This window comes from Ensifer sp. LC163 (assembly GCF_001695855.1).
Taxonomy (GTDB): Bacteria; Pseudomonadota; Alphaproteobacteria; order Rhizobiales; family Rhizobiaceae; genus Ensifer.
Window position 1 is genome coordinate 80,238 of the sequence record NZ_MBSS01000001.1, and the last position, 23,490, is coordinate 103,727.

Here is a 23,490-nt window from a genome sequence, read left to right on the forward strand (position 1 = left end):
CGCTTCGGCAGCCGCCTATATGCGGACTTTGTCACACCCCATCCGCGCCTGCGCCGCGAAAGGACCGTTCGACGGACGGGTGGCTTGCCCGCGCGCGATTTTGCCTTGAATGTTGCAACCTGGGAATCACAGGCGTCTTAGTGCCGCGTTTGAGCACAGGCACGCCACGATCAGGAGCAAACCGCCCTATGGCACCCGTGATAATCGACCCGGACAAGGTCCACGAATTCGAGGACGCGGAGCGCTTCTACGCCTGGCTCGGCACCCACCACGCCAGCGAAACCGAGGTCTGGATCAAGATCCACAAGGTGAGTTCCGGGCTGAAATCGATCACACCGAAGGAAGCGATCGACGTGATACTCTGCTGGGGCTGGATCGACGGCGTGCGCAAGGGCCTCGACGACAGGAGCTTCCTGCAGCGCTACACCCCGCGTGGCAAGAAAAGCATCTGGAGCCAGATCAACGTCGACAATGTCGCCCGGCTCATCACCGAAGGTCGGATGACCCCGCACGGGCTGAAAGAGGTCGAGAAGGCCAAAGCCGATGGCCGCTGGGATCGCGCCTATGGCAGCGGCAAGGACATGAAGATCCCGGAAGACCTGCAGGCGGCGATCGACGCCGAGCCGAGCGCGAAGGAAATGCTGGCAAAGCTCAGCGAGCAGAACCGCTTCGCCCTCGCCTTCCGCACCCACAACATGAAGACCGAGGCCGGACGCAGGAAAAAGATCGAGACCTTCGTCGAGATGCTGAAGCGCGGCGAGACGATCTATCCGCAGGCGAGGAAATAGCCGGCACCGGGTGGTCCGAGCAGCGGCCAAGACCGGCGTCGCTGCGCCGATCCGGCTTTGGGACCGATACAGCGCCGCGCGTCAAAAATGACGCGCTAAGGACGCTGTAACACTTTAAACTTGCTGCATAATTTGATCCTTAAATCGGATCCGATTTAAGGAATTATGCAGTAGGCCCTCGCGCCGGTCAAACCTTCAGTCCTTGCCCCTCCCTACCGGGCTTTCCCCGGCGGTTCTTCACCCGTGGCTATGGAACGCCTGTTCGAGTGCGGCGATATCGAGCTTGACCATGCCGAGCATCGCCTCGGTTGCCCGCTTGGCACGCTCGCGGTCCGAATGGGCGATCATATCGCCCAGCACCCTCGGCGCGATCTGCCAGCACAGACCCCAGCGATCTCGCAGCCAGCCGCATTGCTCGGCCTCACCGCCGTTTTCGAGCAGCGCGTTCCAAAGACGATCAATCTCCTGCTGATTGTCGCATTGGATCATGATCGAGAAGGAATGGTTGAACGGGTCGAGCGGCCCGGCTTCGAGCGCCATGAATTCCTGCTTGCCTAACGTGAACTCGATCACCTTGACGCTGCCGGGCGGACCGCTCGGCGACTCCGCAGGCAGCGTCGTCGTGCGGATGATCGCCGAATTGGGGACGAGCGAGATGTAGAACTCGACGGCTTCAAGCGCATCCTTCTCAAACCAGAGATTCGAAACAACATTCGTCATATGCAGGCTCCTCTTCGCATAGCTGCAACATGTCCAGCTAACTAGAGGACGTTTCGCGGATGTCAGGGCCGACAATGCCCAGGGATTTATTGCGGGCACACCGGCAACCAACGCTATCGCGCGGTCATGCGGGAACAAATCCGCCCCGCTGGACCATCAGGAAAATGGCGGATTGCTATCTACGACGCCAGTGCGTCGAGCAAAGCCAGCTCGGAGATCACGCGGTTTCGGCCGGCATGCTTGGCCATATAGAGAAACTGGTCGGCCGCATGCAGGTAGTTCTCGAAGGATTCCGGCGCCTCGATCGTCGCAAGGCCGATCGACACGGTGATCGACAGTTCCTCGTCATCCGCAACGATGCGTGATTTCGCAAGCTCGATGCGCAGCTTCTCGCAGAAGGCGAATGCGCGCTTGACGTCGAAACCGTTGAACAGGATGCCGAATTCCTCGCCGCCGAGGCGCGCCAGCAGGTGTTCGTCGTCGACCAGCGCCGTCAGCCGCTTGGCCACATGCTTCAGCACCACGTCGCCGATCTCGTGGCCGTAGGTATCGTTCAGCCGCTTGAAATGGTCGATGTCGAGGATGGCGATGGCGGTCGTCTCGCCGCGGCGCAGGCATTGTTCGACCAGGCGCGGGCCGGTCAGGAAGAAATGCCGGCGGTTGTAGATGTCGGTCAGATAATCGCTCGCCGCCTGGCGCTGCAGCGTCTGCAGCCGTTTCTGGATACCGGCGGCATAGGCGATGCGGCCGTTGAACTCGGCCTCCAGGAACGGCTTCTGAATGAAGTCCGTGCCGCCGGCCTCAAGGAACCGCGCGCCGATCCGGCGGTCGCCGCTGTCGGAAAGCGCGATCACCGGCAGGGCCTCGTCACCCTGGCGCCGGCGCACTTCGGCAAGCAGCGCCGCGCCGCTCATGTCGGAGAGATCGAGATCGGTGACGACGAGATCGATCGCCTCGCCGGAATCGAGCACCTGCAGCGCATCGGCGGCAGAGGCGACCTCGCACACGGAAATCCGTTGCCGGCGCAGGATGCCGGCAAGCTCGACGCGCGACGGCGTGTCGGAATCGGCAAGCAGCACCGTCGTCTTGCCGTTGGTCAAGGCCCGGTCGACGGCACCGATCAGCAGATTGATCGATTCCGGCTGGTTCTTGATGACGCAGTCCAGCGCGCCGCGGCCAAGGATCTGGTCGCGCGTGCTGTCGTTGAACGCCGCGGTGAAGACCACGGCCGGCAGATTGTTGGCGAGGATGAAGTCGAGCGCCTCGCAATTGGGCGCATCGGGAAGGTTGAGATCAAGCACCGCAAGCGAGAAGCTGCCGGGGGCGGCAGTCATTTCCTGGCGCAGCGCCTCAAGCGAGGCGCAATGGGTGACCCGGATGCCATGCACGGTTTCCAGGCCGTATTTCAGCGCAGTGGCAAACATGCGGGAATCTTCGATCAGCAGCATGCGCTTGTCGCCGTGCTTCTGCACAGAATTGATCCGACCCGGCGTGCGGCGCAATCTCACGTCCCTGCAAATCCCGATTTCGAGCCGCAGGCGTGCTGTCCCCAAAGGGCGACGCTGGCTCCCAATATACGATTATACCCGGCACGGATCGCGCCAGACGTTTCGTCTTGGCATGACCAGGCGCTACCGGGTTCCCCACTTTTTATTGCCGCCGATTGAAAACGGTCCGGATTGCAATTTCGTTAATGCGGCAACCGTAAGGAGTCTTTTCTCGCGACCCGGGTAATTTTGGGGTTCGCAAGCGCAGGAAAGCTGCAATGGCGCCGGCGCGAATGACCGACGGAAGAGCGCGGCCGCCTTCAATCGAAGGCGGCGGCAAGGTCCAGGTGCCGTGCCTGCTGACCCTTCAGCCGGCGAGCTCGGTCGCCGGCCTATGCCGGGACTTTGACCTTTTCGCTCAAGGTCTTGATCTTGGTGAGCGTGTCGAGGTTCTGGTTGACGCGGCAATAGAACTCCTCGTTGACGAAGGGGCGCACGACGAAGTCGTTGCCGCCGGCCTTGAGGAAGCGCGCCGACAGGAGCCGGTTGGTCGAGGACGAAACGCCGATGATGCGCAGCTGATGCGGACCATAGGCGCTGCGGATGCGCCGCGTCAGCTCGAAGCCATCGATATCGGGCATGTTGTAGTCGGTGATGACGAGGCCGATATCCGGATTGTTCTTGAGGATTTCGAGTGCAACGGCACCGTTCTCGGCCGAACTGGTGCGGAAGTTGTAGCGCTTCAGCTGCGTCGTCAGAAGTGCCCGCGCCGTCGGGCTGTCATCGACGACAAGCACGTGGTGCTTGTGGTTGGTGAGGAACCGGCAGACTGATTCCGCCAGCATGTCGACGGCAAAGACGCTGTCCTTGATGACGTAGTCGACGATCTCCATGGCCAGGATCTTCTCGCGCGTCGATTCCTGGAATGAGCCGGTGAAGACGACGGTCGGCACGCTCATCTCGATGAGATAGTTGAGCGCCTCGCCATTTTCGGCGCCGGGCAGATTGATGTTGGAAATGGCCAGCGACGCCGGGAACGTCGCATTTTCGACGGCAAACTGCAGATCGTCATAGTCGCGGCAGACGATGACGTCGATGTCGAACAGCTCTTTCAGCCGCTTCGAGACCATCGACGAAAACAGGTTGGAGTCCTCGGCAAGCACGATGCGGTGCTCAGCAAGGGATTCACCGGAATAGTACATTCCGGAAACGCCGAAAAATGACATTGATCGCCTATAAGAATGAGTGTCCCCGAAGCCATGCTAGGGGAGAAAGACTTTCCCGGCTGTTAATGAGCGGCCGGTGAAATGGCTGCTTGGCGCGCTTGTGTTCAGGTCTGGGCATACGACCCGATGGCATACGGGGCCGTCAGGCTTTCGGCGGCGCGCCGCGCCGCTCGAGCGCAGTCTTGCGGATGATGTCCGCGATCTCCGGGTTGCTGCTGGACAGCATCTGGAAATCCTCCGAATACAGCGACAACAGCGAGACCTCGGTCGCCGCGCTGACGGTCGCCGAGCGGGGCTCGCCCGTAATCAGCGCCATCTCGCCGAAGAAGCTGCCAGCGCCCAGCTCCACCGGGTTCGGTGTCGCGATGCTGACGCGACCCTCGACGATGAAGAACATCTGGTCGCCGGTCTCGCCCTTACGGCAGATGACGGCGCCCGCCGGCACGACGCGGGGCCTCAGCGCCCGCACGATCTCGACGAGCGCGGCCGAGCCAAGCCTCTGAAACAGTGGCACGGCCGCCACCAACTGCCAATTGCGCACGAAGTCCCGGCGACGGACTTCCTCGTAGAAGCCGGTGGCGAGGATGCCGGCCCAGAGCGCAAAGATGCCGATGCCGCACATCATGACCAGCCCGGCAAGGACGCGGCCGGCGAAGCTTTGCGGAATCTTGTCGCCATAGCCGGTGGTCGACAGCGTCACCACCGCCCACCACATCGCCTGGGGGATGCTGCCGAACGTGTCGGGCTGGACGTCGCGCTCGATGAGATAGGCCGCGAGCGCCGCACAGAAAAGAACGATGCCGAAGATCGAGGTGATGCCGATCAGGTTACGGGCCTCTTTGCTCAGGACCCTGCCCATAAGCCGGAAGAAGGGCGATCCGCGCAGAGGCTTCAGCAGCCAGATGGCACAGTAGAGGCTCTGATCGCGCGTGCCGACGAACAGCACCGCGGCGAGAGGAACCAAGACAGCAAGCGCATCGATAGCGATCGCCGGCATACTGTCCCGAACGCCTCTCGCGCGCTGCGCCATCAGCGTCTCGATCAGTTGCAGGATATAGATGGCCCAGATGAGAGCGAGCAGCACCTCCAAACTGAGCCTGGTTCGTCCGGTTATGTCCGGTGTCGTCAGTGCAGCGACCGCCACGAGCCCGATCACGGCGAGCAGCCCGCCGAGCGGCGCAGAAATCTTCGAGAACGGCCGTGCCGACATTCAACACCCCCCGCGGCCTACCACCATCTTACAATAAGATGCTTCAGGCCAAGCGCAAAGGGGCGAACGAGTCGGCCCTGGAGCAGAGTTGACCTTGGCAAAAGCGTCGACACGGCGCCGGCTCCCATCGGCTGGGCGAAGAGCCGGTTCACTTTCCCAGCCGCCAAGACAAGGCGCTGACCGCGCGCCTATTTCAGTATAAGATACCACCATGAGCGAAACCCAGGCCCTCTTCGACGTGCTTCGCCAGTCGGTGGCACCCGCCTTCGCCGATGCCCTCGAGCGGCACGTGCGTGACGCGCCGGACCGCAAGCTCGGCCGCATCAATGCGCTCGCCTTTGCCGCCGAATACGCGCTCGACGAAGAAAAGACGATCGCCGGCTTCCTGCACGCCTCGCGCCTCGGGCTGTTCGAACTGTCCTGGAATGTGCTGTGTCCGGGCTGCGGCGGCGTGCTCGACGCCAACACCTCGCTGAAGACAGTGCAGAGCGAGGCCTATACCTGCGCGCTCTGCGCCGCCGGCTATGAGCCGACGCTGGACGAGATGATCGAGGTGACCTTTACCGTCAGTCCCCGCGTCCGCCACATCGAGGCCCACAATCCGCACGAACTGTCGTCCGCCGAATATTTCCGCCAGATCTACTGGGGCTCCGGCGTCGACCTGCCGGACGATGATTACGAGGAAATGGTCGAAGAATTCGTTCTCGAGACGCTCGAATTGCCGCCCGGTGAAAAGGCGGTCATCGCGCTGCAGCTTCCGGCAGAGTTCGTCATCATCTTCGAGCCGGTGACCCATGCGGCTCAGTTCCTCGACGTATCGGGAGAGCCGACGAAGGAAAAGCGAAACCTGTCCCTGGTGTTCGACCGCACGCACCGGCACAACGAGACCATCAGCCTGCAACCGGGGCCGCTGCGCATCCAGGTGGAAAACCATGCGGAGGTGCGCACCCTGCCGAGTGTCTGCGTCGCCGGCGAAGCGCTGCATGCGCTGCTCGGGCGCCGGCGCCCCTTCCTGACGGCCAAGCGGCTGCTCTCCAACCAGACGTTCCGCGACATCTATCGCACCGATACGATCGACGTCGACCAGCGCCTGAAGATCACCAGCCTGACGTTCCTGTTTACCGACCTGCGCGGCTCGACCGAGCTTTACGAGCGCGTCGGCGACCTCGCCGCCTTCGACCTGGTGAAGACCCATTTCAGCGTGCTCAACGAGATCGTGGCCGCCGAGGCCGGCGCCGTGGTCAAGACGATCGGCGACGCCGTGATGGCAACCTTCCCGACGCCCGACCGCGCCATTGCCGCCGCCATGCGGATGCGCGAGGCCATGCGCCAGCTCAACCAGGAGCGCAGCAGCGAGGACCTGTTGTTGAAGATCGGCATCCACGAAGGTCCCTGCATCGCCGTCAGCCTCAACGAGCGGCAGGACTATTTCGGCCAGACGGTCAACATCGCCTCCCGCGTGCAGCACCTGGCGACCGCCCAGGAGATCTTCGCTACCAGCGCGGTGCTCAAGGATCCGGCCGCCGCCGGCCTGCTCAGCGACCGCGGCCTCAACCCGATGACCCACAACGTCACGCTGCGCGGCATCACCAACGAGATCAGCATTTTCGCCATACCTTGAACGCGGTGTCGGCAAGCGTTTTCGACGCACCGCCTACTGCATAATTTAGCCTTAAATCGGAATCGATTTAAGGATAAATTATGCAGCAAGTTTAAAGTGTTACAGCGTCCTTAGCGCGTCATGTTTGACGCGCGGCGCTGTAGCGTAAGCGGCACCCAGAGTGAGAGCGTGGACTATTTGCTTCTGGCGCTGCGGTCGGCTGCCGCGGGCCGCTTCGGACGGCGGATGGCTCTCACCTTGCCGCTTGAGCCTCCGCCGCAGAAGAAGCGGTCGCCGCCATCGGCCTCGAGCCCCGACACGGCCATGCCGGCCGGCATGTCGAGCCTCTCCAGCACCTCGCCCGTTTCCGGATCGATGCGCCTGATATCGCTGACGTCCCCTTCCCAGGTGCCATGCCACAGGTCGCCGTCGACCCAGGTGACGCCGGTGACGACGCGGTTGGACTCGATAGTGCGCAGGATGGCCCCCGTCTCCGGATCGATCTGATGGATTTTCCGACCCCGATGCTGGCCCACCCAGAGCGTGCCTTCGGCCCAGGCAAGGCCGGAATCACCGCCATTGCCGGGCGCCGGGATCGTCGAAAGCACGCGGCCGGTCTTCGGATCGATTTTCTGGATGCAATCCTCGGCGATCTGGAACAGGTGCTGCCCGTCGAAGGCCGTTCCCGCATGGGCGGCGACGTCGATGGAGCGCACCGCCTGCCCGCTTTCGGGATCGAGCGCATTCAGTTTATCGCCGGAGGCAAACCAGACGTGATGGCCGTCGAAGGTAACGCCATGCACGTGGTCGGCACCGGGAAAGGGGCCATATTCGCGGAGAATTTCGGCGGAGGTTCGTTTCATCGTTTTATCCTAATCGCTCGGCAGCGGACCGGGGAGTAACAACACTGTCGGGAAACCCGGCACCGGCGGCATCATCCAGCGGCGCGCACGCCCCCGCCCGACCGACTGCACCTTGCCGGCGGCGCTAAGCGCGTCAAGCGCCCGCTGCACCGTGCGCGGGCTGGCGCCAAGCGCGATCGCCAGCGCCGAGCTCGCCCACGCCTCGCCATCGGCGAGCAAGGCAAGCACCGCGCCATGCTGCCCCTCGACGGGCGGCGCCAGCACGGCGACCTTCCCGGCGTGCCGCGGCAGAAGTGCAAAACCGCGCCCTGTCGCCCTTACCTCTGCCACGTCCCGTAGCTCTGCCCGAAGCCGCCCGATTTCGACGCGCAGCCGGGCGCGGTGCGATTCATCGGCGTGCCTGGCCCGGAAGGCGCGGGCGAGAAGCAAACTCCTCGGCGCATCCCCGGGCCAGGCTTCGGCCAGCGTCCGGGCGAGCGCAAAGAGAACCGGGCGCGTTGCGAGCGACACGACCCTGTCATCTGCCCGCACGACATGGCGGCATGCATCGACGACCAGTGCGCCGGACGCCAGCAACGCCTCGACCTCCTCAAGCAGCAGCGCCCTCTCCTCGCCTCGGACGATCAAGCGCGCGGCCGGTCTGGCGAGCGCGAGGAATGCGCCGTCGACTTCGGCGATCAGTGCCGGGATATCCGCTTCGCGCGCCGCCTCTCGGGCCTGCACCAGCGCCTCACGCGCCACCTTGGTGCGCAAGCGCCGGATCGCGATGCCCGCAACAATGAGAGCATGGGCGGCCCGCGACGCGGGCGGCAACGGCGTCGGGTCGAAACCGGCAAGCGCCTGCTCGGCCTCGTCGAGGCGGCCGATCAGCACCAGACGGCGGACCTGGAGATTGCGCGCATGAGCAGCGTTGGCGCGATCGCCGCGGGCGTCGAGCGTGGCGCGCGCCGTATCGAGCGCCTTTTCGGGCCAGCCGAGATCGCGCGAAACGAGCGCAATCTCGGCTTCGGCGACGACACATCGCGCCCGTGCCACCGCCTCCCTTGCGCCGAACGCGCGCGCAGCGCTTTTCAGCAAAACCTTTGCGCGCGGGAAATCGCCGAGTTGGGCCATCGCAATCCCGCGCAGCGCCAGCGCCGGCGCGTCGTCGCGAAGTGCTACGCGTTTGAGCGCACCGAGCGGATCGCCCGCCGCCAGCGCCCGCGCTGCAGCCGTGATCAGCGAGTCCATCGCAATCCCGTCAAACTTGTAACTCCCGTCCTCCCGGCATCCGGCGCTAACTGTACCCGCAGATCGGCAGCGACCTGCAAGACCGACCAACGAATGGATATCCGAAAATGACGACGGACAGAACCGGAACGATTGAAGGATGGCGAAGGGCGATAGCACTTGGCCTATCCGACCAGCTTTCACTCCTCGCCAGCCCGACCTTCGCGATCATGGCGCTGCTGACCGGCGTTCTGAGTGCTGGCGAACGGGACATGCTCTGCACGACCGCGCCGACGTCACCGCTGACGGGAATGGTTGCGATGTACGGTCTGATGAGTGCCTTCCACGCCGGGCCCTGGCTCAGGCTGATCGCCGACGGGCGAAGCTCCGCCCATCGGCCGTAAGGCCCGATCGACAAGGATCTCAACACGAAGGAAACCAACACCATGCAGAACGAAATCGTTTCATCTGAGGCGTGGCTGAAGGCGCGCCTGGAACTACTTGCCGCCGAAAAGGAATTCACCCGGCAACGGCAGGCGCTGACAGCACCAGCACATCGCCATCGGCCGGGATCAGCAGTTTCGTTGCGGAAATGCCGCGCGCCTTGGCGGCCTCGCGCAGGTTCTGCCGGCTGATCGTGGCATGGTCGAGCGCCTCCATGTGGGTGGCGACGACCACCGCATCGCCGGATGTTTCGCAGACGGTAACGGTTTCCTGCGCGTCCATGACGATCAGGTCGCCGTCCCAGCGCGCGCCACAGGAATGGGTGACGATGATGTCCGGCTTCGTCTCGGCGATCACGTCTGCGACCGGCGGATAGAGCACGGTGTCGCCGGCCCAATAGATCGAAGGCTCGCCCTCGCCTTCAAGCGTCAAGCCCATGACCGAGCCCATCAGCTCGACGACAGGACCAAGACCGTGGCTGCCTTGACGCCGTGTCAGCGTCAGCCCCTGCCACGTGGCCCGGTCATTGAGCGGCGTAACATCGGTAAAACCCGCGGCGCGGATCTCCCCTTCGTCGCCTGGCTGACAGAAGATCGGCAGATGCTTCGGCAGGCGCTGCTTGGCCACGCTGTCGAAATGATCGGAGTGCAGGTGCGAGACGATGACCAGCTCGACGCCGTCGAGGATCGTGTCGATCGACACCGGCAGCTCGACCATCGGGTTCTCCGACCGATTGGCGAAGGATGGCAGGCTGTGTTTCGGCGCGAGATAGGGATCGATCAGCACCGTGCGGCCGGCATAGTCGAGCTTCAGGGTGGCGTTACGGATCAGCTGCAGTTTCATGGGGGTGCATCCTCTGGCGGCGAGCCATGTTTGAAGGTAGCCGGATCGTTGCGATTGCCACGGTAAAATCAAGCCCCGAAATGCGGCCTTGCCGCAGCCTTTCCGGCTGCCGCTGTTCATCGCCGCCTCGATCGCCCTCGTCTACGCGAGCCGAAAACACGCGGGCGGGCCGGCCGAGGCAGACCGCCAACAGCGCGACACGCGAACAGGCTTCGGTTATCGGCGCGACTGAAACATCGGCGCATGCATAAGGCCCCAGCCTTCGCCACCGCCGCGTCCATCATCGCCGTGCCCTACTTGGCGGAAGAAATCGCGATATCTCTTGCGGCGGCGATGATCCGCTCAGCGGTCGGAAAAGTCCCGATCGCCTCCGGCCCGTTGCGCGCCTCAATCTCAGCCCAGGCAATGCGGCCCAATGCATCGACGAGGAAATGGCCGACAAGCTGGGTGCCGTGATTCTCGAAAATGGACCGGTCGGCGTCCAGCAGCTCGAAGCCATCCTTGGCATTGAGCACGGTATTGGCCTCCATCGGCTGCATCGGCTCGGCCATTTCGCCGTTCGGGTTGATGCGCGCGGCGGCAAATTGTTCGAAGCTGGTGTGGAAGGGCCATTGCGGCTTCTCCCCGCTGTCGGCTGCCGCGAAGACGACGCGTGGCACACCGAAGTCACGATGCGTGCGGCAGTCGGGATCGCACAGCACCGTGACCGGCGTCGGCTGGAACTGGAGATAGAGCCGCGCCCGCTCCACCGGCGTGTTGATCACGGCCAGCGTCTCGACGCCCGCCTCGTGCAAGGCGGGCTGGAGTGCTGAAAACTGCCGGAGCTGACGCCGGCAGAACGGGCAATGCAGGCCGCGAAACAGCCCGATAAGGAACGGTCGGCCACGCAGGTCCGCGAGCGACACCATGCCCTCGATGTTGGCAGCGGGCAGCGAGAACGCTGGAGCGGCCTCCCCTGGGGAGAGTGCTGGAAGCTCATTCGCCATGGAAAACCGTCCTCCCTCCAGAGCAATTCCAGCAAAAGTGCGGAGCGTTTTGCGTCCGGAATTGCCTACAAACAAAGAGATAGAGCGTTTCCACCATTCCGTCTGTACCGGAAACGCTCTGCTGCACAATTCCTTAAATCGGATCCGATCTAAGGAATTATGCAGCAAGTTTAAAGCGTTACAGCGTCCCTTGCGCGTCATATTTGACGCGCGGCGCTCGAATGTCACTCGCCAATCACGTCGTCTCGCGACCATGACGGTTTGCGCGGTGCTCTCACCGCCAGTCGCAATCCCAGGGCTGCCCGCGGGCGGCCCGGCGGCAAACGAAGGCGCGGCCGCAAGAATGCGTGGCGGATCTCACCGTGCGTCCGCGCCCCGTGCCGGGCTGCAACGTCTGGCGGGCCGCAAGCTGGGCACTCGCCGGGCAACTGGCGAAGCTCTTTCTCTTGGCGTCATCCGGCGCCGTGATCGCGTTCGATGGTGTCTTTTTGGCCGGCGTCTCGCCGGTGCTGCGCGTCTTCGACGGCTCCGGCAGCTTCGCCTCGCGTTTGACGTCAACGCAGCGGCCGCTTTTCAGCTGCTGGTTCTGGGCGCAGACAAGCGGGCAGATCTGCGCCTTCTGCGTCCGCAATCGCGCCAGCACGTCACCAGACGGTTCGAGAGCCGCAAGCTCGACCTTGCTGAGCCTGGCGAACTGCTCCAGCGCCCGGCGGCTGCCCAAACCCCAGAGCCCGTCTTCGCTGCCGGCGCGGCAGCCGACGCGGTTCAGCTCCTTCTGGATCGAGCGCACCAGCTCGCGGTCCGGCTCAGTGGTTTCAAGCGCCGGGGTTTCGGTAACCGGCGGCTGCGTCAGCGCGGCCACTTGCTCGGTTGCCGCAGCCCCATCGGCAGCGGCGCGCTCGATGATCCTGATCTTCGCCTTGGCCAGAGAAACGAACGTGCCGGCGGGATATTGCTGGAGATAGGCGTCGAACAGGTCCCGGTCGCTCGATCCCTTGATCGTATCCCAATAGGCAAGCTCGGCCGCATTATCCCCCTTGCCGCTGCCGGTCGATGCGGCGGCTTCCGGCGCCGTCGACGGCTTCAGCACCACCTCGCCCGTCAGCGAGGAATTGTCCCAGGGCACCTGTTTGCCAGCGGTCGCCGCCAGCACGTCGCGGCGCACGTCGATCAGCTCGCGGGTAATGTCCCGCCCCGGCTTGCCGAGATGGCGAAGCAGAGCGGCCGTAAAGGGCGAGTTGCGTCCGGCGCCATCGAGCGCGACGTTGCCGGGCTGGGTGGCAAAGGCGATCAGGGAGCCGATGCCGGTGCCGACCTTCGCCAGCCCCCGGCCGATCGAGCTGGAGCGCGTGCCCATCGAACGGGCAAGATTGACGGCCAGCGGATTGTCGCGACAGGCATCGAGAAACACCAGATTGACCCGGGTGCTGCGCTCCATCGCCGAAAGGATCAGGTTGATCGGCACCGCCTCGAATTCGAGGTCGATATAGGAAAGAAGCTTGGCGTCGACGGGCGCGATGTAATTCTCGCCGTTCACCTGCAGGCCGTGCCCGGCATAGTAGAACAGCGCCAGGTCGGCGCCGTCGAGCTTGCCGACGAAATCGCGGATCGTGTTGCGGACGCCGGCAAGATCGAGGTCGCGGCCGACGACGACCTCGAAGCCCAGATCCCTCAGCTTGGCCGCCATGTCGCCGGCATCGTTGTCGGGGTTGGGCAGCGTCGGCACATGCTGATAGGCCGAATTGCCGATGACCAGCGCCACCCGCTTTTCGGCAAGCGCCTGCGAACAGATCAGCACCAGGAAGACCGTCATGACCATGCGAAGGCAATGCATGTCATACCCCCCGGACATGCCCGTCCATGTCCCTATTGCGTGTTTCCTTAAATCCTTGCCGATTTAAGGATAAAAACATGCGGCAGTTCAAAGTGCTGCAGCGACCTTAGTGCGTACAAAGTCGCCTGCCCCGCCGCCCGCGCACCGGCCGACAATCTGAAGGGTGCGGTCCATTGCCGGCCCTGTCAATGCGGCCGGCCCGCCCCTCCGACACCCGTTCCGCACGAAAACGCTTGGCAAGCTCGTCCCTGGATTAACGAACGATGGCCGCATTTCATTCAATTGCCAAATGGGATTAGGGGGCTCTAACCCATTCGGTTTACGGCCCCTTGCATGCGGATTTTGCCGGCGAGGTCCCGAAACGGAAACGGCGCCGGGTGATCCCGACGCCGTTTCGAAATTCCGGTATGAAGAGGTGCTCTTACTTGACGATCGCCGAACCGTTGACGATCTCGACATTCTCGTCGCCCTGCAGGCCGATGCGGTCGCCGCTCGGCGTGGTGACGAAGCAGCCACTGGGGCAGATCATCTCCGTGGCGCCGGCGCTGATCGCCACTTCCATGCGGCTTTCACCCTCGACGACAACCAGAACAGCAGTCTCGCCATCCTTGTTCGTGACAGTCGCGGCCGATACCGCCCCTGCCGCCAGCACGCCGGAAAGCAAAGCAATCACAAATGTCTTCATCGCCCATCGACGCCCGCGGCGCCGCCCTTTTGTCCAGCCGGCCACCCCGTCGGATTGCGACGGTGGCTCCGGCCACCTCTTCAGCCCGTGACAGCCTAGACCGTCAAAAGAAGAATTGCATGCTTTTTATCGCGGGCAGGCTGAATAGCGGCTGAACGCTCCGTTTATCAGCGGTTGGGGTTTGAGCGGCGGCTGGAAGCGCGGCGCTTGCCGCCTTCCTCTTCACCTTCCTCGTCAAGCGGCGCCGCGGAAGCGGCTTCTTTCTTCGAGGCGGCAGCCCTCGCCTCGGCCGACGTTGCGCCCTTGGGCTCGCCGACCGTCTCCGGTTCGTGGCTCTCGATGCCGGTCTGGTCCTCGACCGGCACGTCCTCGATCTTGAGCGGGAACGGCGCGCCGATGCCCTCGTCGCGGAAGCGCTCGTAGATGGCGACACGAAGGTCGTTGCGCACGCCGCCGCCGGTCAAGACGTCGGCCACATAGATCCTGAGCTCGAAGGTCATGCGTTCATCGCCAAATGCGGTAAAGCCGACGGTTGGGGACGGGTTCTTCAGCACCATCGGATGGGCGCCGGCGATCTCGGCCAGCAGATCCATGATCCGCCGTGGGTCGCTGGCATAGGTGACGGTCACCGCAATTTCCGAACGGCCGAGCTTGTTGCGGTGGGTCCAGTTCCCGACCGACGCGTTGATCAGCAGCGAGTTCGGCATCATGATCGACTGGTGCTGGAAGGTCTCGATCTCGGTGGCGCGCACCGAGATACGCTTGACGAAGCCTTCCGTCGTGCCGCTGACGATCCAGTCGCCGACCTTGAACGGGCGCTCGACCAAAAGGATCAGGCCCGAGACGAAGTTGGACACGATGTTCTGCAGGCCGAAACCGACGCCGAGCGAGAGGGCACCGGCGACGAGCGCGAGATTGGAAAGGTCGATACCGGCCGCCGAAAGACCGATCAGGCCCGCAAGCCCGACGCCGATATAACCGATGCCCGTGCGGATCGAGTTCCTGACGCCGGCATCCACCCGGCTGCGCGCCATGACGTTGCCGTCGATCCAGCGCTGCACCCAGCGGGTGACGACGTAGCCGAGCGCGAAGAACAGGACGCCCGCCATGATGCCCATGAGCGAGATGGTGATGGTGCCGATCTTGATCTCGGTGACGGCGCGATAGGTCCAGGATTCGATGTCGGCGACCTGGAAGCCCCACTGCAGCAGGATCAACGGGATGAAGAACAGGATCACCAGTGCGTAGATGCTGAGCCCGGCGGCCAGACCCACCTGGTCGAGCCCGACCTGTTCCAGCTTGTAGCGGCGCTCGAGATAGCGCCCGGCTGCGGTTTCGGCAAACGCTCCCTGGCGCGAGACCGCCTTGCCGGTGAGGAAGCCGATATACATCATCACCAGGATGGCGCCGGTGATGATGATCTGCGTGGCGATGAAGCGGGATAGGCCGACATAGCCGGAGGCGGCCGCGATGATCAGCGACGCGCCGGTCAGCATCAGCACGATCGAGACGACGCGTGGCCAGGGACGTCCCGGCGCGTCGAAGGGCTCGTCGCGCTTCAGCGTCGGCTTGATCCAGGCCGAAGCAATGATGATCAGGCCGATGACGACGGAGGCGATGAAGCTCTTCACCACGGTCAGAACGACGGGCGAGCCGAGCGCCTCGCTGACGCCGCCGAACATGTAGTCCAGGCCGTTGACCAGCGCCATGGCGAAGATGGTGATCAACAGCACCTTGGCGCCGCGGTCCGACACGCGCACCAGCCGCCACCGCGATTCCCGCGGCGACAGCACCGCATTGGCGAGCGTGGTGACGAAGAACCCGGCCACGATGACGGCAAGCGCAATCGCGATGATCGGCGTGATATCGGAACGCAACACGTTGAAACTGTGCAGGAAGAAGAAACTCGAAACGGCGAAGGCACCCGTTGAAATCGTCGGGATGAGCGTCGACCAGAAGGCAACCGACAGCCGCCGGAAATAACTCGGCTCCTCGTCGGACTTGTCGTGATGGATATAGGGCGAAAACAGCCTGTTGCTGCCGACCAGGAAAACCATTGCCGCGCAGATCGACAGGAAGATCGCGGTCAGCAAGGGAATCCGCTTGTAGTTCCAGACGAAGGTCAGCCAGCTCATCGTGCTGCGCGACAGCACCTTGGTTTCATTGACCGTCGCCGACAGCGCCTCATCGAACATTTCGACTGAAACATCGGTGTTCTTCAGCAGCGTGTTGGAAAACAGCGCACGCCGGGTGGCGGTGATGCCGTTTGACAGTTTCGTCGCCTGGACCGACAGGCTCTCGGCCTCCCCCGTCAGCGCATTGATCTCGCCGCGTTCGGCCAGCAGCCGCTTGCGTTCGGCCGTGACGATGTCGGCTTCCGGCGGCTGCCCCTCGCCCGGCGGATCGCCAAGTTCGGTCAGCCGCGCCTTGATCTCGTCGAGCCGCGGACGCGTGGCGATCGAGGTGGAGATGATCTGCTTGGCGACGGCATCGACCCGAACCTTGAGTTCGGCAAGCGCGATATCGTCGTCACTGGCCTTGGCAACGAGGTCCCTCAGCCGCTTCAGCTCCTTGCCGGCATCGGCCAGTTGCTCCGCCGTCTGGCTCTGGCCGGCTTCGGCAGCGAGGGCTGCGTCGGTCGGTTGCGCAGGCGTCGCGGCGTTTTGCGCCGGTTGGGCCGCACCGCCGGCGGGTTGCTGCGCATTCGGTGCCGGCTGCGCCTTGCCATCGGCGGCCGGCTGCGCGTTCTGGGCGGGTTGGGCGCCGCCCTGGGCGGGCTGGGCGCCGTTCTGTGCCGGCTGGTTACTGGTCTGGGCAGGGGCCTGAGCGGGCGTCTGGGCAGGTTGCGTCGTCGTCTGCGCCGGCAGGGCAGTTTGCGCCACGACAGCGCCGGCACCGGCCAGCGACAGCAGGCAGACAGAAACAGCGAGCAACTTTCCCACGAAATGCAATTTCAAACCCCTCGAAAGCCCGAACCTCGCCCGGTACGGAATCGCCCGGACAATCGTCACAATGCGGTTTGAATACGAAAGACGGCGGAAAGATGCAAAGGCACGGGAAATCATGCCTTCGCCGCCGCTCAAACCGTCAGAATCCCGCGCCCGGCTGCGCCAGGTAGGCCAGTTCGGCCGCCGTCGACGTCCGCCCGATGAAGGCGTTGCGATGCGGGAAGCGGCCGAATTTCTCGATCACCTCGCGGTGCCGGATCGCATAGTCGATATACATGGGATCGCCGAGCTCGGTGAAGAGCTTCAGCGCCATGGTCTGATCCGTCAGGTTCTCCGAATGCTCGAAGGGCATGTAGAAGAACGCCCGCCACTCCGGCCGGACCGCCATGTCGGCGCCGGCGCCGACGGCGAGCTTGGCCTCCCTCAACGCCAGACCGTCGGTCGCAAAGGCGAGCGGCGTGGCGCGATACATGTTGCGCGGCAGTTGATCGAGAAGCACGATCGCGGCCAGCCGGTTTTCCGGGGTCGCCCGCCAGACGTCGCCGATCTCCCTCGCAAGCGCGAGGTGCGACGACTGGAAGCGCTGGAAGCAATGTTCATCGAGTTCGCGCGTCGGCTTGAACCAATGGTCGAGCGACAGTTCCTCGAACCAGAATTTCAGCACGTCATCCGGGGTAAAGGCCTCAGCTTGATAGGTCATTCGCTCCTCATGTCGCGCTGTGGGTCGATCGGCTCTACAGCGCCGCGCGTCAAACATGGCGCGCAAAGGACGCTGTAACGCTTTAAACTTGCTGCATAATTTTATCCCTAAATCGGATCCGATTTAAGGAATTATGCAGTAGAGATAGGCGGCAATCGCACCGTGTCCATGCCGATGGCTTACGCGCGCCGCTTCAGAATGGCAATAAAGGCGATGCCGCCGACAAGCCCGGTCACGACGCCGATCGGCATGTCCTCGGGCGCCATGACGACGCGGGCGAAGAGATCGGCCGAGATCAGCACCAGCGCGCCGACGAAGGCGGAAAGCGGAATGACCCGGACATTGTCGCTGCCGGCAAACAGCCGCACGAAATGTGGCACCATCAGGCCGACAAAGCCGATCGCGCCGGAAAACGCGACCATGACCCCGGTCAGAAGCGCGGTGACGACGAAGAGCACAAGGCGAAACCGGCGAACGGGAATGCCGAGCGTCGTCGCCGTCTCGTCGCCCATGGCAAGCGCATTGATCTCGCGCGACCTCAGCACGAGATAGCTAAGGCAGGCCGTCAGCACGACGGCGGGATAGATAAGGTGCGACCATTGCGCAAGGCCGAGCCCGCCGAGCATCCAGAAGATCACGGTGTGCACCGCCCTCGGGTCCCCGAGGAAAATCATCAGGTTGCCGATCGACGTCAAGGTGAAGGCGACGGCGACGCCGGAAAGCACCAGCCTGTCGGCATTGGTGCCGAGAACGCGCGTGACGAGCGCCACGAGCGCGGTTGCGACCAGCGCGCCGGCAAAGGCAAACAGCGGCACGGTGGCAAGGCCGAGGATGAGGCCGGTGTGCAGGAGCGCGATGATCGCGCCGAGCGCACCGCCGGAGGAAACACCAAGCAGATGCGGGTCGGCAAGCGGATTGCGGGTGACCGCCTGCAGCACGGCGCCGGTCAGTGCCAGCCCCGCCCCGACAAGCCCGGCAAGCACGACCCGCGGCAGACGCACGTCCCAGACGATGCTTTCGCGGCCGGCCGACCAGACGACGTCAACGCTGCCGGGTGAAAGTTTTGAAGCGATGATCGACCAGACGGTCGAGACCGGGATCGGCGCCGAACCCAATGAGACGGCGGCAGTGATCGTCAGGCACAACAACAGCAGCGCCGCGAGAAAGGCGGTCGTGATCTTCACAGTCCGTCCATGGTGAGTTTTCGATGAGAATAGGAGAAGCGCGCCGGTCGGCGCGCGTCCGGCTGGTCGCTCAGCTTACATCGCCTGCCCGTGAAAGGCCTCGGCAAGCCGCGCAATGGCGTCAATGTTGCGCGGCCCCGGCGTCGCCTCGACATAGTCGAGCACGACGAAGCGGTCGTTCTTGACGGCATCGATGTTCCTAAAGGCGGGATTGCTCTTCATGAAGGCGATCTTCTGCTCGGCGGTCACCTCGCCATAGTTGACGATCACCACCACCTCGGGGTTCTTGTCGATCACCGGCTCCCAGGAAATCTCGGTCCAGCTTTTCTCCACGTCGTCCATGACGCTGACGCCGCCAGCCGCCTCGATCATCGCCGTCGGGATGCCGAAACGGCCCGATGTAAACGGCTTCTCCTCGCCGGAATCATAGACGAAGACGCGCGTCGGACGCTCGATGACACCAATGCCGGTGACGATCTTGTCGAGATCGGCGCGATAGCCGTCGACGAGCGCCTCGGCCCGCTCCTCGACACCGAAGATGCGGCCGAGATTGATGAGATCGACGAACATGTCGTCCATCGTCGGCTTGCCCTTGGCCATGACGTGGATGCAGGATTCGGTCAGCTCATAGACGTTGATCTTGAAGGGTTCGAGCGTTTCCGGCGTCACCTCGCCGCCGACCTTCATGCCGTAGTTCCAGCCGGCAAAGTAGAAATCGGCGTCGGCATTGAGCAGCACCTCCTTGGTCGGGTATTTCTCCGAAAGCTCCGGCAGGGCCTTGACGCCTTCGCGCAGCTTTTCGTCCAGCGTCTTCCAGCCGGAAACGCCGGTATAGCCGACCATGCGATCCTGCAGCTTCAGGGCCAGCATCATTTCGGTGAGATTGACGTCGTTGGAGACGGCCCGCTTGGGGGCGGCATCGAAGGTCACCTCGCGGTTGCAGCTCTTGACGGTGACGGGAAAGGCAAGCGCCGGCGTCGCGGCAAGCGTCAGGAGCAGAAGGGCGGAGCTGGCGAATAAGGTCTTCATGATGACATCGATCCCTGTCGAGCGAGTGAAAAGGAAAAGCGCGCGCCGCTGGTAACGGCGTTGCTGTGGGCAGTGGCAGTAACGCCGAAGGCGGCGGAAAGCGCCTGCGGGTTGAGCACGTCTTCGGGCGGGCCGAAGGCCGTCATGCGGCCCTCCGTCAGGATCGCCACGTCGGTGGCAAATTCGGCGGCCAGGTTGATGTCGTGCAGCGTGGTGACGATCGTCAGCTGCAGCGTCTGCAACAGGTCGAGAATTTCGAGCTGGTGGCGGATGTCGAGATGGTTGGTCGGCTCGTCCAGGATGATGATGCGCGGCTGCTGGGCGAGCGCCCGGGCGATCAGCACCCGCTGCTTCTCGCCGCCCGAAAGCGTCGAGAATTGCCGTCCGGCAAGGTGGGTGAGATCGAGATGCTCGAGCGCATGTGCCACCGTCTCGCGATCCTTCGCTGTCCAACCGCTCATGCCTTCACGCCGGGGAATGCGCCCCATCATCACCACGTCGCGCACGCTGAACGGAAAATCGCTCGGCATCTCCTGCAGCACGACGGCAATGATCTTGGCCGCCTCGCGCGCCGTCATCGCCCAGATGTCGACGCCATCGACCTCGATCGTGCCCGCTATCGGCTGGGCCGAGCGATAGAGGCAGCGCAGCAGCGACGTCTTGCCGGCACCGTTCGGGCCGAGGATGGCAAGCCGGCTGCCGGGCGCAATGGCAAAGTCGACCTCGCGGACGAGCCGCAGCTCCGGGCGCGGGCCCCAATCCAAGGCGCGGACCCGAAGGCCGGCCCCTGTCGCGGCGCAGCTCATCGGTTCATCCCTCTCCGCGCCATCATTGGAAATGCCCGCCGATGTCTTCGGAGACCAGCAGCGCTGCCGGAATGCGCGCCAGCGTCTTGCCGTTGAGCCCGCGCGGCCGCTCGGCCGCCCGCGTCATGCCGTCGCCTCGCCCGGCATAGGTCGTGGCGAAGGAAACGAGATCGTCGATATCCTCCTCGGGCGCGATATCGCCGAAAAGGTAGGTCGCCTTTCCCGTTGCCTGGAAGGCGATGGTGCAAGGCCTTGTGCAGGCGGCCATGCAGACCGTTCCAGCGATGGAAAAATCCTGGTCGAGCGGCTCGCCGAGCGCCGCAATGCTGCGGTTCAGCCGCTGGATCAGATCCGCGCCCGGCCGGCAGGGGCCGCCGGTGAAACGGCAATCGGTGCAGACCGTTATCTTGTGCTGTCGGGATGCCGGATTGGCCATATCTCTTCTCCGCCGGATTGGTCCGGAGAGAATGTGGCAAAGCGGTCTGATGACGGATGGCCGTCGCGCAAAAACCAGTTCTTTTCCATCGGAACACCCCGTCCGTTGTGGTTGATCGGTTCGATGGCAGGTCTCCTGGCTCGCGGGTCGCCGCGCATCCACGTCTTCCCGGCTGATCGCCAGTGACATGGTGTGAATGCGCTTTCCGCTCACAGTTGCGGGGGCAGCCACGGTTTCGGCCCCATTCGGGTCGTCCGTTCCGTGTTCCCTTTTCAGCCGCTTCCGCATTGTCGCGGTCGCAGCACCATCAAAGCCTTCGTCGCACACTTCGGCGGAGGTGACAACCGCCGGAACGGATCGGCCAAGGCATATCAACATGCGGCATATCTTCATGTGCATTTAGTTATGTAATATCATAACATAACGCAAGCCGAAAATGAGCTTGCCGAGCACCGACCTTTAGGAGCCCATCATAGTGCACCGAAGAACCACGGAAGCCTGCGGCCGGTTTCCAATGACCGCAAGCGACAGCCCGTAACGTCATCCGTTACTGTTACGTACTTGAAGACAAGCACAATCAGTGATGTGCTTTCAAAATAAGTGATTGCGTCCTTCAGTAAGGCAATCCACGCCGGCATTGTCTTCATTTCGCTCGTCGACGACAGCAGTTCTCGCGCGACGCAGTATCCAACCTGTCCGTGTAAATCCCGGATGCGAGTAGTGGTAACCAAGCTTTCTGAAAGGGATGACGGTGAACCCAATAGATTTTTTCGTTGAGACGCTTCGAAACTATCCTCCCGTGGCCGTCTTTCTTGCCCTCGGCATTGGTTTCCTGATCGGTCCGATCAAGGTCGCCGGGTTCAACCTTGGAAATGTCACCGCCACGCTTCTGGCGGGTGTCGTCATCGGGCAATTGGGGATCCAGGTTTCCGGCGACCTGAAGTCGACGCTGTTCCTTCTGTTCCTGTTTGCCGTCGGCTACGGCGTCGGCCCCCAATTCGTTCGCGGCCTGAGCACGGACGGCCCCAAGCAGATCCTCTTCGCCCTATCGGTATTGGTGCTGTGCCTGATCGTCCCGTATCTGTGCGCGCTCATCGCCGGGCTGCCGCTCGGCTATGGCGCCGGCATGTATGCTGGCTCTCAGACGATTTCGGCGGCCATCGGCGTTGCCAGCGATCAGATCAACGCGATGGGCTTAAGCGCCGAACAAGCCAAGACCTACACCGATCAGATCCCGATTGCCTATGCGGTGACCTATATCTGGGGCACCATCGGCTCGGCGATCATCCTGGCGCAGCTCGGCCCCAAGCTTCTCGGCATCGATCTTCCTGCCGCCTGCAAGGAATATGAGGCGAAGCTCGGCGGCGGATCCGAGAGCGGCGAACCCGGGATCACGCGCGCCTACCACGATTTCGGCCTCAGGGCCTATCGCGTCGACGAGGCGAGCGGGCTCACCGGAACGCCGGTCAAGAACCTGCTTCCCGGCATCCGCGTCTTCGTCGAACGGTTGCGGCGCGGCGGCCAGATCATCGAAGCGGACGGCAACACCGTGCTGCAGCCGGGCGACGTCGTCGCCTTTTCCGGCAGACGCGCCCTGCTCGTCGAGAACCTGGATACCAAGCTGCTTGAGGTCGAGGACAAGGAACTGCTGAACGCCGAAGCCGAGGTCGTGGACGTCTACGTGACCAGCAAGGCGCTCGCCGGCAGGACGCTCGCCGACGTCAGCACCGAAGATTGGGCGCGCGGCGTCTATGCCCGCAAGATCATGCGCTCGCTGGTCGAGATCCCGGTCCTGCCCGGCACGACCGTCGAACGCGGCGATATCGTCACCCTCGGCGGCGCCAGGAGACACGTCGAAGCCGCGATCAAGGCACTCGGCTTTGCCGATCGCCCGGTCGAAACGACCGACATTGCCTTCCTCGGCTGGGGGCTTTTCATCGGCGCCATGATCGGCGCCCTGACGCTGACGATTGGCGGCATACCGATCGGCCTGTCCACCTCCGGCGGCGCGCTTCTCGCCGGCCTTGTGCTCGGATGGCTTCGCACCACCTACCCTGCCTTCGGCCGAATCCCGTCTCCGGCGCTCTGGCTGTTGAACACTCTGGGCTTGAACATCTTCATTGCCGTCGTGGGCATCGGCGCCGGCCCGGGCTTTGTCGCGGGACTGCAGGAGGTCGGCATTTCCCTGCTCCTGTGGGGCATCGTGTCGACGTCCGTGCCGATGATCGCTTCGGTCCTAATCGGCCACTACGTCTTCCGCTTTCATCCGGCGATCCTGTTTGGGGCCTGCGCCGGAGTGCGCACGACAACGGCGGCACTGGGCATGATCCAGGAAGCGGCGAAGAGCAAGGTTCCGGCGCTGGGCTACGGCATGCCCTATGCCATCGGCAATACACTTTTGACCATTTTCGGTCTCGTCATCGTCATCCTGCTGGCACCCTCCGGCGGGCAGTAAACTAAGAGCATCGTTCCGAGAAACAGGGAACGTCCTT

Annotated in this window: 21 protein-coding genes, 1 pseudogene and 1 riboswitch; of the genes and pseudogenes, 6 read left to right on the top strand and 16 right to left on the bottom strand. The window is 63.5% G+C overall.

Features of this window, described 5'->3' with window-relative positions; all coding sequences use genetic code 11:
- Positions 1 to 188: 188 nt before the first annotated feature.
- On the top strand, positions 189 to 788 hold the full coding sequence (locus tag BC360_RS00400) for a YdeI/OmpD-associated family protein (RefSeq protein ID WP_065793861.1): 600 nt from the start codon (positions 189 to 191) through the stop codon (positions 786 to 788).
- Positions 789 to 1,025: 237 nt separating this feature from the next.
- Here the strand turns inward: BC360_RS00400 and BC360_RS00405 are convergent, their stop codons facing one another.
- The 4 genes from BC360_RS00405 to BC360_RS00420 all read right to left on the bottom strand — a co-directional run bounded on the left by BC360_RS00405 (position 1,026) and on the right by BC360_RS00420 (position 5,431).
- Positions 1,026 to 1,508: a VOC family protein gene (locus BC360_RS00405; RefSeq protein WP_065783403.1), complete on the bottom strand. Its 483-nt coding sequence runs from the start codon at positions 1,506 to 1,508 to the stop codon at positions 1,026 to 1,028.
- 179 nt (positions 1,509 to 1,687) lie between these two features.
- Positions 1,688 to 2,980 carry a sensor domain-containing diguanylate cyclase gene (locus BC360_RS00410; RefSeq protein ID WP_244512641.1) on the bottom strand — a complete coding sequence of 431 codons (1,293 nt, stop codon included), beginning with the start codon at positions 2,978 to 2,980 and terminating at the stop codon, positions 1,688 to 1,690.
- Between the two features lie 407 nt (positions 2,981 to 3,387).
- Entirely contained in the window at positions 3,388 to 4,221 is an 834-nt protein-coding gene (locus BC360_RS00415) for a response regulator (RefSeq protein ID WP_065793862.1), read from the bottom strand.
- A gap of 142 nt (positions 4,222 to 4,363) precedes the next feature.
- Positions 4,364 to 5,431 (bottom strand): cyclic nucleotide-gated ion channel, encoded by a 1,068-nt coding sequence (locus tag BC360_RS00420; protein ID WP_065793863.1) that lies wholly within the window; start codon positions 5,429 to 5,431, stop codon positions 4,364 to 4,366.
- Between the two features lie 211 nt (positions 5,432 to 5,642).
- On the opposite strand from BC360_RS00420, the gene BC360_RS00425 reads away from it, so the two are divergent.
- The gene (locus BC360_RS00425) at positions 5,643 to 7,052 is read left to right on the top strand and encodes an adenylate/guanylate cyclase domain-containing protein (RefSeq protein ID WP_065793864.1); all 1,410 of its coding nucleotides are present in this window, start codon (positions 5,643 to 5,645) and stop codon (positions 7,050 to 7,052) included.
- 173 nt (positions 7,053 to 7,225) lie between these two features.
- Here the strand turns inward: BC360_RS00425 and BC360_RS00430 are convergent, their stop codons facing one another.
- On the bottom strand, positions 7,226 to 7,894 hold the full coding sequence (locus tag BC360_RS00430) for a DUF5074 domain-containing protein (protein WP_065783408.1): 669 nt from the start codon (positions 7,892 to 7,894) through the stop codon (positions 7,226 to 7,228).
- Positions 7,895 to 7,903: 9 nt separating this feature from the next.
- On the bottom strand, positions 7,904 to 9,124 hold the full coding sequence (locus BC360_RS00435; RefSeq protein ID WP_065793865.1) for a DNA-binding protein: 1,221 nt from the start codon (positions 9,122 to 9,124) through the stop codon (positions 7,904 to 7,906).
- A gap of 107 nt (positions 9,125 to 9,231) precedes the next feature.
- Between BC360_RS00435 and BC360_RS00440 the strand changes: the two genes are divergently transcribed.
- Positions 9,232 to 9,507, top strand: a complete 276-nt coding sequence (locus BC360_RS00440) for a hypothetical protein (RefSeq protein WP_065793866.1) — start codon at positions 9,232 to 9,234, stop codon at positions 9,505 to 9,507.
- Between the two features lie 42 nt (positions 9,508 to 9,549).
- Positions 9,550 to 9,606 (top strand): annotated as a pseudogene (locus BC360_RS32590) (hypothetical protein); the annotation flags it as partial.
- A gap of 16 nt (positions 9,607 to 9,622) precedes the next feature.
- Here BC360_RS32590 and BC360_RS00445 read toward each other — a convergent pair.
- The gene (locus tag BC360_RS00445; protein WP_065793867.1) at positions 9,623 to 10,390 is read right to left on the bottom strand and encodes an MBL fold metallo-hydrolase; all 768 of its coding nucleotides are present in this window, start codon (positions 10,388 to 10,390) and stop codon (positions 9,623 to 9,625) included.
- Between the two features lie 88 nt (positions 10,391 to 10,478).
- Between BC360_RS00445 and BC360_RS32045 the strand changes: the two genes are divergently transcribed.
- Positions 10,479 to 10,622, top strand: a complete 144-nt coding sequence (locus BC360_RS32045) for a hypothetical protein (RefSeq protein ID WP_161491347.1) — start codon at positions 10,479 to 10,481, stop codon at positions 10,620 to 10,622.
- Between the two features lie 61 nt (positions 10,623 to 10,683).
- Here BC360_RS32045 and BC360_RS00450 read toward each other — a convergent pair whose 3' ends face one another.
- From BC360_RS00450 to BC360_RS00490, 9 genes are all read right to left on the bottom strand, one after another.
- Complete coding sequence (locus tag BC360_RS00450) at positions 10,684 to 11,376, bottom strand: redoxin domain-containing protein (protein WP_065793868.1); 693 nt, start codon at positions 11,374 to 11,376, stop codon at positions 10,684 to 10,686.
- A 274-nt stretch (positions 11,377 to 11,650) separates the two neighbouring features.
- On the bottom strand, positions 11,651 to 13,210 hold the full coding sequence (locus BC360_RS00455; RefSeq protein WP_065793869.1) for a caspase family protein: 1,560 nt from the start codon (positions 13,208 to 13,210) through the stop codon (positions 11,651 to 11,653).
- A gap of 421 nt (positions 13,211 to 13,631) precedes the next feature.
- Positions 13,632 to 13,895: a hypothetical protein gene (locus tag BC360_RS00460; RefSeq protein ID WP_025427439.1), complete on the bottom strand. Its 264-nt coding sequence runs from the start codon at positions 13,893 to 13,895 to the stop codon at positions 13,632 to 13,634.
- Positions 13,896 to 14,062: 167 nt separating this feature from the next.
- Positions 14,063 to 16,846 carry a mechanosensitive ion channel family protein gene (locus BC360_RS00465; RefSeq protein WP_083222407.1) on the bottom strand — a complete coding sequence of 928 codons (2,784 nt, stop codon included), beginning with the start codon at positions 16,844 to 16,846 and terminating at the stop codon, positions 14,063 to 14,065.
- 136 nt (positions 16,847 to 16,982) lie between these two features.
- The gene (locus tag BC360_RS00470) at positions 16,983 to 17,543 is read right to left on the bottom strand and encodes a DUF924 family protein (RefSeq protein WP_065793870.1); all 561 of its coding nucleotides are present in this window, start codon (positions 17,541 to 17,543) and stop codon (positions 16,983 to 16,985) included.
- Between the two features lie 179 nt (positions 17,544 to 17,722).
- Positions 17,723 to 18,727 carry a FecCD family ABC transporter permease gene (locus tag BC360_RS00475; RefSeq protein ID WP_065793871.1) on the bottom strand — a complete coding sequence of 335 codons (1,005 nt, stop codon included), beginning with the start codon at positions 18,725 to 18,727 and terminating at the stop codon, positions 17,723 to 17,725.
- A 75-nt stretch (positions 18,728 to 18,802) separates the two neighbouring features.
- Complete coding sequence (locus tag BC360_RS00480) at positions 18,803 to 19,756, bottom strand: ABC transporter substrate-binding protein (protein ID WP_065793872.1); 954 nt, start codon at positions 19,754 to 19,756, stop codon at positions 18,803 to 18,805.
- Positions 19,753 to 20,562 (bottom strand): ABC transporter ATP-binding protein, encoded by an 810-nt coding sequence (locus BC360_RS00485; RefSeq protein ID WP_065783417.1) that lies wholly within the window; start codon positions 20,560 to 20,562, stop codon positions 19,753 to 19,755. The genes BC360_RS00480 and BC360_RS00485 overlap by 4 nt, the downstream gene beginning before the upstream one ends.
- Positions 20,563 to 20,584: 22 nt before the next feature.
- Complete coding sequence (locus BC360_RS00490) at positions 20,585 to 20,998, bottom strand: DUF1636 family protein (protein ID WP_065783418.1); 414 nt, start codon at positions 20,996 to 20,998, stop codon at positions 20,585 to 20,587.
- 107 nt (positions 20,999 to 21,105) lie between these two features.
- Positions 21,106 to 21,322, bottom strand: a riboswitch (cobalamin riboswitch).
- Positions 21,323 to 21,743: 421 nt separating this feature from the next.
- Here BC360_RS00490 and aspT point away from each other — a divergent pair.
- Complete coding sequence (gene aspT / locus BC360_RS00495) at positions 21,744 to 23,453, top strand: aspartate-alanine antiporter (RefSeq protein WP_208858138.1); 1,710 nt, start codon at positions 21,744 to 21,746, stop codon at positions 23,451 to 23,453.
- Positions 23,454 to 23,490 lie beyond the last annotated feature (37 nt).